The sequence below is a fragment of the Streptomyces sp. VTCC 41912 genome, assembly GCF_045799175.1.
In the GTDB taxonomy this organism is placed as follows: Bacteria; Actinomycetota; Actinomycetes; order Streptomycetales; family Streptomycetaceae; genus Streptomyces; species Streptomyces albulus_C.
In genome coordinates this window covers 254,427-266,999 of the sequence record NZ_JBJMAB010000009.1, presented here as the reverse complement: position 1 = coordinate 266,999, position 12,573 = coordinate 254,427, and the positions used below count along the sequence as shown (strand labels likewise).

Sequence of the window (12,573 nt, the reverse complement as noted above, 5' to 3'; positions counted from 1 at the left end):
CCCTGATTACCGAGCTGTCAGAACTCCGCGGGAATTGCCCGGGCCCGTCGTTCAGCGCCGCAGATCGGCCTGGACGAAGAGCGCCCCGAGCAGATATCCCGCCTTTCGGGTGGTGAAGCGGAATGTCAGCCGATCGCCCCCGGACCGGAGCGCCGGCGTCAGGTCCAAGACCTCTGAAGAAAAACCACGGTTGCTGCGGTTAACGGATGCCCCGGACGCCCGCCGACCGGAATTCGGATCGGCCGAATTCTTCGTGCCGTTCGGCTGATCGACGGAATCGTGGAGCGCGACCGGAGTAATGCGACCGGCCTGGGCGGAGAGTGTGCGGCGGTGCCGGCGGGTTCCGTGGTAGTCGACGACCCCGACCCGCCCGTGCGCCCGCGCCGGCAGGTGCAGCCCGGCCAGTTCCACCGCGAACGCCCGCCGGCGCCCGCCCAGCGGTTCGAAGCCGTCCCACAGGGCCAGCCGCCGCAGCGGCTCCCGAGGGTTCTCGTAGGCGACGACCAGTGCCCAGCCGGCCCGCCCCGTGCCCCGCGCCCGCCGGTGCCCGGGGGCCGGCCGGGCCACCGCGTACGGGCCCGCGCCGCCCTGCCGCACCAGCGGCGTGACGTCGGCGGACGCCTGGTAGTCGTCGGTCCGGCCGGTGCTGCGGCGCCCGAGGGGGCCCTCCGCGCGCACCGCCTCGTAACGGCCGCGGGGCCCGGCGAGCAGCACCTGCCCGGCGTCCCGGGCCGCCGCGGGCCCGCCGCCTCGCAGGTCGCCGCCCCAGTACAGCCGCGCGTAGCGCACCCGGGAGCCGGCCGGCAGCCGCAGCCGGGCGCGGTCGGTGCGCCGGGGCGCGGAGCAGGACGGGCCGGCCGCTGCGGCCGGCCCGCGCGCCGCCGGCCGGCAGGCCGCCATCGTCTGGGTGATCCGCGCGATCCCGCCGTGCCCGGTGGTGTGGAAGCGCTCCGCGAAAGGAATCCGGGCGGATTCCCCGGGCCCCCGGGGCGCCGCCGTCGTCGCCGACGTCAGTGCGGCCGACAGGACCAGGGCCGCGAGGGCGCCCACGGCGCCGCGCCCGGTGCGGTCCAGCGACTTCGGCATGACGTCCTCCCCGGCTGCAAATCAGTCAAACAGGAGAGCACTCTGGCAGAAATCATGCTGGAAATCGCGGCAGGCGCGCCGCGGCACCTTCCTGGTTTTCGATCAGACGAATACCAGCCAGACAGGCTAATGAATCCGCTTAAGTGGTAACGCCCGCATCCCCGGTCCATATTGTTCGTTGTGTCCGATGCCCCATTCGTAAACTGAGAGGAGAATGGAATGAAGCGGTTCGCCAAGACCGCCGCGCTGGCCGCGGTCACCTCGGCGCTTGTCCTGGGTGGCGCGGGTATCGCCTCCGCTGACGGTGGGCACCACGGCCGTCAGGGTCGGCACCACCACGGTCGTTTCGACGAGGGCCACGGCCGAGGCGGTGCCCACGCCAAGGGCATCGCCGTCCGCTCGCCGGGCGTCCTCAGCGGCAACGTCATCCAGGTGCCGATCAGCATCCCGATCAACGTGTGCGGGAACACCGTCAACGTGCTCTCCCTGCTGAACCCGGGGTTCGGGAACATCTGCGTCAACAAGTGATCCGGCACCGGTCCGCCGGGACCTGCGGACCGGGTCGGGACGCGGCACCTCAGGCGGACTGCCCACGGCCCCGGCCGCTGGGCGGTCCGCCGCCCCGGCTTCCGCACTGGCCCTGACCAGCGGATACCGCCGCACGGCGGCACGCCATACTGGAAGGCATGGCACGAAGCAGGCGCGGGCGCGGCGGCCCGGAAACCGTCACCGCGACGGTCGGCGGCGGGGTCGCGGAACTACGCCCCGACCGGGACCGGCCGCACGGCTGGACGCTGCTGATCGACGGGGCCCCGCAGTCCCACGTCGACCTCGCCGACCCGTCGCACCTGGAGTTCTCCTACCAGCGGCGGCTCGGTCACGTCGCCGACCTGGCCGGCCCGCCCGGTGCCCCGCTGCGCGTCGTCCACCTCGGCGGCGGCGCCCTGACCCTGCCGCGCTACGTCGCCGCGACCCGGCCGCGGTCCACTCAGCAGGTCGTGGAGATCGACGCCCCCCTGGTCCAACTCGTCCGGGAACACCTGCCGTGGGAAAGCGCCTGGCGCATCCGGGTGCGCGGCGCGGACGCCCGCGCCGGGCTCGCCAAGATCCAGGACGACTGGGCGGACCTGGTCATCGCCGACGTCTTCGCCGGGGCCCGCACCCCGGCACACCTGACCAGCGTCGAATGGGCGGCCGAGGTGCGCCGGGTGCTGCGACCCGGCGGTTACTACGCGGCCAACCTCGCCGACGGGCCCCCGCTGGCCTTCCTGCGCGGACAGATCGCCACCGTCCACACCGTCTTCCCCGAACTGGCGCTGACCGCCGAGCCGGCCGTGCTGCGCGGCAAGCGGTTCGGCAACGCCGTGCTGCTCGCCGCGGACCGCACGCTGCCGCTCGCCGAGCTGACCCGACGGGCGGCCGGCGACCCGCACGCCGGCCGGGTCGAACACGGCCGGGCGCTGCTGGACTTCACCGGCGGCGCCGCCCCGGTCACCGACGCCACCGCGGTCGCCTCCCCGTCCCCGCCCGCCGGCGTCTTCACCTGAGGAAGCCCGCGGCGGGCGCCAACCCCCGTGCTACGACGCGTGGTTGCTGGTCTCCACGATCGGCGGATGGCCGTTCCAGGTGCAGATCACCGAGGTGCGCGCGCCGCCGCCGGTGAAGTCGACCCGGAGCCACTGGTCCTGCTTCCACACCTGCATCTCCCAGCCCGCGTTGGGGGTCGCCGACACCAACTCGGCGGCATCGGAGCCCAGGGAGAGCACCACCCGCCCGCCCGAGGTCGCGTAGCTGCGGACCCGCCCGCCGGTGGCCGGCGACGTACCGCCGCCCGCGCCGACCTGCGGGGACGGCGTGGGGCTGCCGGCGGTGCGGGACGGTGCGGCGGTCCGCGCCGGCCGGTCGTCGGCGGGGGAGGAGGACGGGCTCGCGGTGGCCGGGGTGGACGGCTTGGGCCGGTGGGTCGAGGAGACCTGCGGCAGGGCCGAGGCGTCCACCTGGTCGGACAGGGGCAGCGCCCGCGGTGCGTCGTAGACGGTGCCGGCCAGCACGGTGTGCACGCCGAACCACGACAGGGCGACCGCGGCGCCGGTCGCCAGCGTCCAGGCCGCCGCATGAACCAGACCTCGTTGCATCTGCCTCATCTTGCCCCACCCGCCGCACCGGTTGCCGCCTGCCCGTTGCCGGGTGGGGCGGCGTTCGCGTGTCAACCTCGCATAAGGAAACTCGCCCGTATGGCGTACGGTGCGGCCCATGGCACGAGTGCTCGTGGTCGAGGACGACCAGTTCGTACGTTCCGCGCTCATCCGGCACCTGACCGAGGCCGGCCACGCGGTGCGCAGCGTCGGTACCGCCCTGGAAGCGTTGCGCGAGGTCGCGCAGGTCGGCTTCGACCTGGTCGTCCTCGACCTGGGGCTGCCCGACCTGGACGGCGGCGAGGCGCTGAAGATGCTGCGCGGCATCACCGACGTCCCGGTGATCATCGCCACCGCGCGGGACGACGAGGCGGAGATCGTCCGGCTGCTCAACGACGGCGCCGACGACTACCTCACCAAGCCCTTCTCGGTCGAGCACCTCTCGGCGCGGATGGCCGCCGTGTTGCGCCGGTCCCGGGGCGCGGCCCCCGGCGCAGAACCGCCCTCACGAGTGATCCGGGTCGGCGGGCTGTCCATCGACCCGCTGCGCCGCCGGGCCGCGCTCGACGGCAGCGCACTGGACCTCACCCGCCGGGAGTTCGACCTGTTGGCCTTCCTCGCCCAGCGCCCCGGCGTGGTCGTGCCCCGCAAGGAACTCCTCGCCGAGGTGTGGCAGCAGTCCTACGGCGACGACCAGACCATCGACGTCCACCTGTCCTGGCTGCGCCGCAAACTGGGCGAGACCGCGGCCCGGCCCCGCTACCTGCACACCCTGCGCGGCGTCGGCGTGAAGCTGGAGCCGCCGCGGTGAGCGCCGCCCGCGGCGCGGACCGGGCGGCCGCGGGGCGGACGCCGTGAGGTGGGCCCTGGTCAAGGTGGCCCTGGCGGTCACCACGATGGTCGTGGTCGCGTTCGCGGTGCCCCTGGGGCTGGTGGTCAAGGAGATGGCCTCCGACCGCGCCTACGGCGGCGCCGAACGGCAGGCCGCCGCCCTCGGCCCGGTCCTCGCGATCACCACCGACCGCACCCAACTCGAACGGGCGCTGGCCAGTGCCGAGACCGGTCCCGGCGGCCGGATCGGCATCCACGTCCCGGCCGCCGGCAAGGGCGGCGACCCGGCCGAGATCGGCGCCCGCCGGGCCGCCCCCGCCGACGTCGCCGCCGCGATCCGGCTCGGCCGGGCCTCCACCGCCCAGGTCTCCGGCGGCACTTCGCTGCTCCAGCCCACCGCGGTCGCCTCCGGCATCGCGGTCGTCGAGGTCTACGTCCCCGATGACGCGCTGACCAACGGGGTGGCCACCTCCTGGGCGGTGCTGGCCGGCGTCGGGCTGGCGCTGGTCATCGGCTCGGTCGCGGTCGCCGACCGGCTCGGCACCCGGATGGTGCGGCCGGCCGAGCGGCTGTCCGCCGCCGCCCACGACCTGGGCCGCGGCGACCTCGGCGTCCGCGTCCAGGAGGACGGTCCGAAGGAACTGCGCTCGGCGGCCAGCGCGTTCAACTCCATGGCCGACCAGGTCGTCCAACTCCTCGCCCACGAACGCGAGCTGGCCGCCGACCTCTCGCACCGGCTGCGCACCCCGCTGACCGTGCTCCGCCTCAACGCCGCCTCGCTCGGCGACGGTCCGGCCGCCGAGCAGACCCGGGCCGCGGTCGAACAACTGGAGCGCGAGGTCGACCAGATCATCCGCACCGCCCGCGCCCAACGGGAGCACACCGTCCAGGTCGCCGCCGCGGCCGGCTGCGACGCGGCCGAAGTGATCCGCGAGCGGATGGACTTCTGGTCGGCGCTGGCGGAGGACGAGGGCCGCACCGCCCGGGTCGCCGGCGTGGACCGTCCGGTGCGGGTGCCGGTCGCCCGCCCCGACCTGGCCGCCGCCCTGGACGCGATGCTCGGCAACGTCTTCCGGCACACGCCCGAGGGCACCGCCTTCGCCGTCGACGTGCACAACGCCGACGACGCGGTGATCGTGCTGGTCTCGGACGCCGGGGCGGGCATCGCCGACCCGGCCGCCGCGCTGCGCCGGGGCCACGGCGGCGGGGGCGACGGGTCCACCGGCCTCGGCCTCGACATCGTCCGCCAACTGGCCGAGGCCACCGGCGGCGACGTCCGGATCGGCCGTTCCGTACTGGGCGGCACCGAGATCCGGGTCTGGCTGGCGCTGGACGGGCGGCGCCCCCACCCCGGCGCCCGCCGCGGGCACCGGCTGCGCCGTCGGATCGGCGGCGGGGCGGTCGGCCGCCGGGGTCGGCGGGCGGCCCGCGGCGCCGTGTCGGGCGCCGGCTCTTAACCGGCCCCTTCCGCTTCCTTAAGGCGGCCATAATTCCGCCAACCTCCGTACGGAACCCGGCATTTGTCCGTTTCGCTGCCGCTAGCGTGCGGGGCGCACCTCCCCCCACGGGTGCGTCCCCCCACCCCATGTGACGACAGGCAGGCACGAGATGAGTTCCTCGGCACACCGGCGCCGGACGAGCCGCACGACCAAGCTGATCGGCGCGGCCGCGGCGGGCGCGCTGGCGGTCGGCGGCGGGTTGACCGTCGCGGGCTCCGCGATGGCCACCAAGGCCCCGCGGCCCGCCCCCGCCGCCCCCAAGGCCGCGGCGGCCGGCTTCACCCCCTACGTCGACACCTCCCTCACCCCGGCCTACGACCTGACCGGCACCGCGCAGAAGACCGGGGTGAAGCACTTCACCCTCGCCTTCCTCACCTCCGGCGGCGGCTGCGTCCCCAAGTGGGGCGGCGCCGGCGACCTCGCGGGCGACGCGGTCGCGCGGCAGATACCGGCGCTGCGCAAGGCCGGCGGCGACGTCCGGGTCTCCTTCGGCGGCGCCAACGGCACCGAACTCGCCGCCGCCTGCTCCTCCGCGTCCGAACTGGCCGCCGCCTACGGCAAGGCCGTCGACCAGTTCAAGCTCACCGCGGTCGACTTCGACATCGAGGGCGGCGCGCTCCCCGACACCGCCGCCAACACCCGCCGCGCCCAGGCCATCGCCCAACTCCAGAAGCAGCACCCGGGCCTGGACGTCTCGTTCACCCTGCCGGTGATGCCCGAGGGCCTCACCCAGGACGGCGTCAACCTGCTGAGCAACGCCAAGCAGAACGGCGTGCAGGTCTCCGCCGTCAACATCATGGCGATGGACTACGGCTCCTCCTACCACGGCAACATGGGCACCTACGCGACCCAGGCCGCCACCGCCACCCAGGCCCAGGTGAAGAAGGCGCTCGGCCGGAGCGACGCGGACGCCTGGAAGACCGTCGCCGTCACCCCGATGATCGGCGTCAACGACGTCCAGGGCGAGGTCTTCACGCCCGCCGACGCCGCCGCCCTGGTGACGTTCGCCCGGAGCAAGCACCTGGCCTGGCTGTCCATGTGGTCCGCCATCCGCGACCAGCCCTGCCCCGGCGGAGCGTCCCACTCCGCCCAGCCGACCTGCAGCTCCGTCGACCAGGCCCCGCTCGCCTTCACCAAGGCGCTGGGCGCCTACACCGGCTGACCCCCCACCGGTCCGGGTCCGTCTCCCGGATCGCTCCCCGGCGGAGCGCAGCGGCCCCACCCCCCACCCGCTGCGCTCCGCCCCCCTTCGTCCGCGGATCCGCCCCGACGCCGGGCGCCGGTCAGTCGACGCCCCGCACGGCCGCCCGGAACGCGATCGGCGTGATCCCGGCCTGCCGCTGGAAGAACTTGCTGAAGTTGGTGGCGTCCGCGAAGCCCAGCCGGTCCGCGATCCGCGACGCCGGCTGGTCGCCGTGGGCCAGCAGCCGTTTGGCCTCCAGCACCACCCGCCGGTCGATGAACTCCTTCGCGCCGACCCCGGCCGCCGCCTCGGTGGCCCGCGACAGGGTGCGCGGCGCGTAGCCCAACGTCCGGGCGTAGTCGGCGACCCGGCGGCTGTGCGGGAAGCCCCGCTCCACCGCGTCCCGGAACCGCAGGTACGTCTCGCTCGCCTCGCACGTCCCCTCGTCCTGACGACTCCCCGTCCGCTCGGGGTGCGCGGCCCGCAGCACCAGGACGGCGAGCAGGTGCCGCAGCACCTCCAGGTGCACCTCCAGCGGCAGCCCGCCCAGCGCCCCGAACTCCCGGTGCAACTGCGTCAGTGCCTCGTCCAGCGCCCGCGCCGCGGCGCCCTCGGGGCGCCGCACCGCCGGCCCGTACCAGTCCTCGATGCGGGCCGCGGCGGCGGTCGCCGGGTCGACGAACCCGGACTCGAAGAGCACCAGTCGCCCCTCCGCCCCGGACAGGTCCCCGAAGTGCTGCACCTGCCCCGGCCGCGACCACAGCAGGTCCCCGGGCGTCAGGAGGTGCTCGCGGAAGTCGACGCAGTGCACCAGGCGCCCCCGGTCCAGGACCAGCAGGTGGTGGAAACCGGGCCGGTGCGGCGTCGAGAGCCGGCAGGCGTCGGCGCGCTCGCGCAGCTCGGCGAGGGTCAGCACTTCCACCCCGGCGGGCCGCCCGGCCGGCGCGGAGAACGCCACCTCGCGGATCTCCCCTCCATCCTCCAGGGGGTCCTGTCGCTTTTTCACCATGACCCGTCGCCTCGCTACCCCGGAATCTCCCGTTGATACCCCTAGCGTAGGAGACGTCAGCACGGCTGATGGCGGAAATCGGCATCCGCACCACGGAGGCCGCCACCCCGCGCCCCACCCCCGGGCACACCTAGCCCACACCGAACCACCGGGAGAACCCACCATGTCCAAGATCGCTCTGTTCGGGGCCAACGGCACCATCGGCAGCCGCATCCTCGACGAGGCACTGCGCCGCGGCCACCAGGTCACCGCTGTGGTCCGCGACCCCGCGAAGGTCACCGTGACCCACCCGGCCCTCACCGTGGTCTACGGCGACGCGCTCGACTCGGAGTCCGTCACCGAGGTGGCCAAGGGACAGGACGTGGTGGTCAGCGCGGTCGGCGGCGGCGACGGCGCCGGCCACATCGCCACCATCCGGCCGGCCGCCGAGGCGCTCGTCGAGGGAGTGCGGCGGCTGCGCGCCGACGCGCCCCGCCTGATCACGGTCGGCGGCGCCGGTTCGCTCCGCAAGCCCGACGGCACCCAGGTCTGGGACGCCGAGGGCCTGCCGGTCCCGCTGCTGCAGATCATGCACGCGCACGGCGACGCGCTGGACTTCTACCGCACCGTCTCCGACGTCAGCTGGACCAACCTCAGCCCGGCCGCCACCATCGCCCCCGGCGAGCGCACCGGCAGCTACCGCACCGCCACCGACGACCTGATCGTCGCCGCGGACGGCAGCAGCAGGATCTCCGCCGAGGACTACGCGGTGGCCGTCCTCGACGAGGTCGAGGAGCCCCGCCACGTCGGCGAGCGCTACACCGTCGGCTACTGAGCTTTCGCCGCCGCCGGTGCCGGCGGCGGCAGCTGACCCGGAAACACCGAAGGCCCCCGATCCGAAGATCGGGGGCCTTGATGCTGGGGTGAGTAACGGGACTCGAACCCGCGACATCCTGGACCACAACCAGGTGCTCTACCAGCTGAGCTATACCCACCAAGACCGGTGCTGTGTGGTTCCTTTTCCCCACCGGCTGAGAAAAAGTGTACAGGCTCCGGAGGGGTGCTCGCTCCCAGGTTTCGCGTCCCCGGGAGCGAGCTGCGTCACTGTGCCGCCGCCTCCGGTTCGGCGGGCAGCTTGTACTTGGCCGCGATGGCCTTCGCGGTCTCCGAGTCCGGCCCGGGCTGCGGGACGAACACGGCCTCCCGGTAGTAGCGCAACTCCGCGATGGATTCACGGATGTCGGCCAGCGCCCGGTGGTTGCCGTTCTTGTCCGGACTGTTGAAGTACGCCCGCGGGAACCAGCGCCGGGCCAGTTCCTTCACGGACGACACATCGACGATCCGGTAGTGCAGGTAGCTCTCCAGGGTCGGCATGTCGCGCAGCAGGAAGCCGCGGTCGGTGCCGACGGAGTTCCCGCACAGCGGCGCCTTCCCCGGCTCCGGCACGTGCTGCTTGATGTAAGCCAGCACCTGTGCCTCGGCCTCCTCCAGCGTCGTCCCGGCATCCAGCTCGGCCAGCAGCCCGGAGGTGGTGTGCATCTGCCGCACCACCTCCGGCATGGTGGTCAGCGCCTCGGCCGGGGGACGGATCACCACATCGATGCCGTCACCCAGTACGTTCAGCTCCGAGTCGGTGACCAGGGCGGCCACCTCGATAAGCGCGTCGTTCGCCAGCGAGAGCCCGGTCATCTCGCAGTCGATCCACACCATGCGATCGTTCATGCGTCTCACCCTACGGGGCGCTCCCGCTGACCGGGCAGCACGGGGCGGCCGGCCCCCCGGCCGACCGGGGTCTCCGGCAGCCGTGCGGCGTACCCCTCCGGCTGTGGCTTGCCCGCCTCCACCGCCTCGGCGGCCAGCGCGTGGCCGCTGAGTGCGGCGGCGGAGAACCGCTCGCCGCCCAGCGTCGCGCGCTCGCGCTCCGGACGCTCGGCCCGCTCCGGACGCAGGGCCGGTTCGGGCGCGCCGCTCTGCGGCCGGCGTGCGCGGTAGGCCGCCCGGTAGGCCGCGGGCGAGGCGCCCAGCTGCCGCCGGAAGTGGCCGCGCAGCGCGACCGGCGAGCGGAACCCGCAGCGCCCGGCGACCTCGTCCACCGAATAGTCGGAGGTCTCCAGCAGCCGCTGGGCCTGGAGGACCCGCTGGGTGATCAGCCACTGGAGCGGCGCGCTGCCCGTGAGGGAGCGGAACCGCCGGTCGAAGGTGCGCCGGCTCATGTACGCGCGGGCCGCCAGCGTCTCCACGTCGAACTGCTCGTGGAGGTGCTCCAGCGCCCAGGCGACGACCTCGGCGAGCGGGTCGGCGCCGATCTCCTCCGGTAACGACCTGTCCAGGTAGCGCTGGTGCCCGAGGTCGGACGCGGTCCGCCGGGGCGGGACCACCAGCCGGCGGGCCAGCGCGTTGGCCGCGTCGGCGCCGTGGTCGGTGCGGACGATGTGCAGGCACAGGTCGATGCCCGCCGCGGTGCCCGCGGACGTGAGGACGTCGCCGTCGTCGACGAAGAGCTCACGCGGGTCCACGTGGACGGACGGATAACGCTTGGCGAGCGTCGGTGCGTACATCCAGTGGGTGGTGGCCGGTCGGCCGTCGAGCAGTCCGGCTGCGGCGAGGACGAACGCCCCCGTGCACAGCCCGACGATCCTGGCCCCCTCCTCGTGCGCGCGACGCAGGGCGTCGAGCGCCGCGGGTGGCGGAGCCTGGGTGATGGAACGCCAGGCCGGTACGACGACCGTCCCGGCGCGGGAAATCGCCTCCAGCCCGTAGGGGGCTGACAGTTCGAGCCCCCCGGTCGTGCGCAAAGGCGCATCTTCGCCAGCGCACACAAGTAGCCGGTACCTCGGAACGCCGGCGTCTTGGCGGTCGATGCCGAAGACCGAGAGCGGAATGGAGCTCTCGAAAATGGGGCCGCCGCTGAAGAGGAGCACCGCGACTATTTCGCGGCGTCGTCGGGCGGCGAGCTTGCGTGCGGCATCTGGTACGGCAGCGGAGTCCTGGCTCATGGCACTTAAGCCCCCCTCGGTCGTCTCGCCCTCTCGGTCCTGCACAGTTCCCCCGCCGTCACTGACCAAGATCGAATCTACTGTGTCCCGTGAGGATGGAGTGCCAAGTTCACCACCCGCTGGTATGTCGATATGGCAACTTGGCGCGAAGCATTCGATCACGAAGCGTTCCACTCGTCGGGCCTGCATGGGAAGTGCGCGTCTCGGCTCTGCCCGTTCGCAGTAGGGCACAACCATGCCCAGCGGTCCTTTCCTCCCTGCTCACGCCGGGGTTGAGGGGGGTCCAGGGCAAGGGGTGGGTACGGGCCGGAAGTTGGCTGAAAACGGTCGTGCGCAGACTTGCGGAGCCTCCAAACGACCGGCGTACGCCCCCTGTAGAGGCGTCCGCCCCCCTATCTTTACGTCCCATTGTGTTCGCTTATGTCCATCTGGCGTTTCGGGGGTCAAGCACCGTTCGGCGGGCGCGTCCGGCGGGGCGGGGGTGACGGTTCGGGATGACCGCCGGCCGCCCGGGTCGGGTCGGTGCCGGTGCGACCCGACCCGGTGCGACGAGACCCGCTTGGTGATCAAGGAGTCGGTCGCCGGGGTGCGGTCGGACGCTTCCGGGGGCGCGACGCCGCTCACCGGGTCGAGTGATCTCCGGTGCGGCGGCGGCGCGGTGGGGATCACCGCGGCCGGGGGCGCGGACGGCGCTGCCGAGGCGCGCGGGGCGCCGCCGGGGGTACGTACGGGGGCAGGACGGGGCATTGCCATCCGCGCCACGCTCCGGCATGCTCCGGGGAACGCTTGCGGCCCCGGACCGCCCCGTGGGGGCGTGCCGGCGGCCCGCGGGCGTTCTGGGCAGCAGAGGAGTAGCGCCGTACTCTTGGGGTATCGGCTTGGAAAGATGATTCCCAGTCGTATCGTTCCTCTTTGAACTATGGCTCTCGCTCCTTGATCGAGCCGCCCAGGTCAACTGCCGGATCAAGTCAATCGCCGTTCCCCGTTCGCCCCTCCGCAAGAGGACGTTCTCGCCGAGACACCCATGGCCGGTCACGAAATCCCTGAACCCGCGGACCGCAAGCAGGTCGCCGATCCGATGGCGGACCTCGAAGCGGTGGAACAGAAGCACCACTCCTGCGATCCCGCCTTCCGGCACGGCGTCGTGGTCGGCTTCGACGGCTCCATGTCGAGCGAGCGCGCGTTGGCGTATGCAATCGGAATGGCGCGGCGCCACGGCTCCGGCCTGATCATCGTCCACGTGGCCAACCGGCTGCCGACGACGGTGTGGGCGGGCTGTGAGCCCCCGGTCTTCGTGGACGTCCCCGACCACCGCACCGAGGTGCTCGGTCTGGAGCTCGCCTGCGCCGACCACCTCGCCGAGGTGCCCTGGATCCTCGTCGAGCGCGGCGGCGACATCTGCCACGAGCTGGAGGAGGTCGGCCGGGAGTACGAGGCCGACGCGATCGTGGTCGGCTCCACGCACGGCCTGGTCGGCCGGATCTTCGGCTCGGTGGCCGGTCGGCTGGCCCGCCGCGCGCAGCGCCCGGTCATGGTCATTCCCTGACACCGACGCACCGTCCGTCCCGTCCGTGACGGAACCCAACTCCCTTGTGCGCGGCCCTCGTTGATCGGCTCTCCGCGACACGTCCACAGTTGAGGGGGCGTCATGGGGATTTGTGGGCGGTGCGCGCCCGGTTGCCGTCCGAGGGTTGGCCGCACGCCGGTGGCGGGTAGAAAACGGTCACGACGACGTGCTGCCGGTCGGGAAGTGACGGGTCCCGGGGCGGCGGCATCCCGCCGGCGTAATGGGCGACGCCGGCAAAAGGGGAGGCGCCGGCTCCGCGCGCGTACGGTGGCACGCGCGCGGAGCCAG

12 protein-coding genes and 1 tRNA gene are annotated in these 12,573 nt (G+C 73.4%); 7 read left to right on the top strand and 6 right to left on the bottom strand.

Features of this window, described 5'->3' with window-relative positions:
• Nucleotides 1-51: 51 nt before the first annotated feature.
• Complete coding sequence (locus ACJ6WD_RS16645; protein WP_407616044.1) at nt 52-1,086, bottom strand: hypothetical protein; 1,035 nt, start codon at nt 1,084-1,086, stop codon at nt 52-54.
• Nucleotides 1,087-1,305: 219 nt separating this feature from the next.
• Here ACJ6WD_RS16645 and ACJ6WD_RS16640 point away from each other — a divergent pair, with 219 nt between their 5' ends.
• Both ACJ6WD_RS16640 and ACJ6WD_RS16635 read left to right on the top strand, forming a co-directional pair.
• Nucleotides 1,306-1,614 carry a chaplin gene (locus ACJ6WD_RS16640; protein ID WP_016578451.1) on the top strand — a complete coding sequence of 103 codons (309 nt, stop codon included), beginning with the start codon at nt 1,306-1,308 and terminating at the stop codon, nt 1,612-1,614.
• Between the two features lie 158 nt (nt 1,615-1,772).
• On the top strand, nt 1,773-2,633 hold the full coding sequence (locus ACJ6WD_RS16635; protein WP_331247102.1) for a fused MFS/spermidine synthase: 861 nt from the start codon (nt 1,773-1,775) through the stop codon (nt 2,631-2,633).
• A 30-nt stretch (nt 2,634-2,663) separates the two neighbouring features.
• Here ACJ6WD_RS16635 and ACJ6WD_RS16630 read toward each other — a convergent pair whose 3' ends face one another.
• The gene (locus tag ACJ6WD_RS16630; RefSeq protein WP_407616043.1) at nt 2,664-3,230 is read right to left on the bottom strand and encodes a hypothetical protein; all 567 of its coding nucleotides are present in this window, start codon (nt 3,228-3,230) and stop codon (nt 2,664-2,666) included.
• A gap of 109 nt (nt 3,231-3,339) precedes the next feature.
• Between ACJ6WD_RS16630 and ACJ6WD_RS16625 the strand changes: the two genes are divergently transcribed.
• From ACJ6WD_RS16625 to ACJ6WD_RS16615, 3 genes are all read left to right on the top strand, one after another.
• A complete protein-coding gene (locus ACJ6WD_RS16625) occupies nt 3,340-4,032 on the top strand; it encodes a response regulator transcription factor (protein WP_233657628.1) in 693 nt (230 codons plus the stop codon).
• Between the two features lie 43 nt (nt 4,033-4,075).
• A complete protein-coding gene (locus ACJ6WD_RS16620; RefSeq protein ID WP_407616042.1) occupies nt 4,076-5,509 on the top strand; it encodes an ATP-binding protein in 1,434 nt (477 codons plus the stop codon).
• Nucleotides 5,510-5,660: 151 nt separating this feature from the next.
• Complete coding sequence (locus ACJ6WD_RS16615) at nt 5,661-6,713, top strand: chitinase (RefSeq protein ID WP_407616041.1); 1,053 nt, start codon at nt 5,661-5,663, stop codon at nt 6,711-6,713.
• A 121-nt stretch (nt 6,714-6,834) separates the two neighbouring features.
• Here ACJ6WD_RS16615 and ACJ6WD_RS16610 read toward each other — a convergent pair whose 3' ends face one another.
• On the bottom strand, nt 6,835-7,743 hold the full coding sequence (locus ACJ6WD_RS16610; RefSeq protein ID WP_233657631.1) for an AraC family transcriptional regulator: 909 nt from the start codon (nt 7,741-7,743) through the stop codon (nt 6,835-6,837).
• A 163-nt stretch (nt 7,744-7,906) separates the two neighbouring features.
• Between ACJ6WD_RS16610 and ACJ6WD_RS16605 the strand changes: the two genes are divergently transcribed.
• A complete protein-coding gene (locus ACJ6WD_RS16605; protein ID WP_233657632.1) occupies nt 7,907-8,557 on the top strand; it encodes an NAD(P)-dependent oxidoreductase in 651 nt (216 codons plus the stop codon).
• An 84-nt stretch (nt 8,558-8,641) separates the two neighbouring features.
• Here ACJ6WD_RS16605 and ACJ6WD_RS16600 read toward each other — a convergent pair.
• The 3 genes from ACJ6WD_RS16600 to ACJ6WD_RS16590 form a co-directional block, all read right to left on the bottom strand.
• A tRNA-His gene (locus ACJ6WD_RS16600) sits at nt 8,642-8,717 on the bottom strand.
• A gap of 106 nt (nt 8,718-8,823) precedes the next feature.
• On the bottom strand, nt 8,824-9,444 hold the full coding sequence (gene orn, locus ACJ6WD_RS16595) for an oligoribonuclease (RefSeq protein WP_407616040.1): 621 nt from the start codon (nt 9,442-9,444) through the stop codon (nt 8,824-8,826).
• A gap of 5 nt (nt 9,445-9,449) precedes the next feature.
• Nucleotides 9,450-10,718 carry a GlxA family transcriptional regulator gene (locus ACJ6WD_RS16590; protein WP_037634766.1) on the bottom strand — a complete coding sequence of 423 codons (1,269 nt, stop codon included), beginning with the start codon at nt 10,716-10,718 and terminating at the stop codon, nt 9,450-9,452.
• A 1,024-nt stretch (nt 10,719-11,742) separates the two neighbouring features.
• Between ACJ6WD_RS16590 and ACJ6WD_RS16585 the strand changes: the two genes are divergently transcribed.
• Nucleotides 11,743-12,264: a universal stress protein gene (locus ACJ6WD_RS16585; RefSeq protein WP_233657633.1), complete on the top strand. Its 522-nt coding sequence runs from the start codon at nt 11,743-11,745 to the stop codon at nt 12,262-12,264.
• The last annotated feature ends 309 nt before the right edge of the window (nt 12,265-12,573 follow it).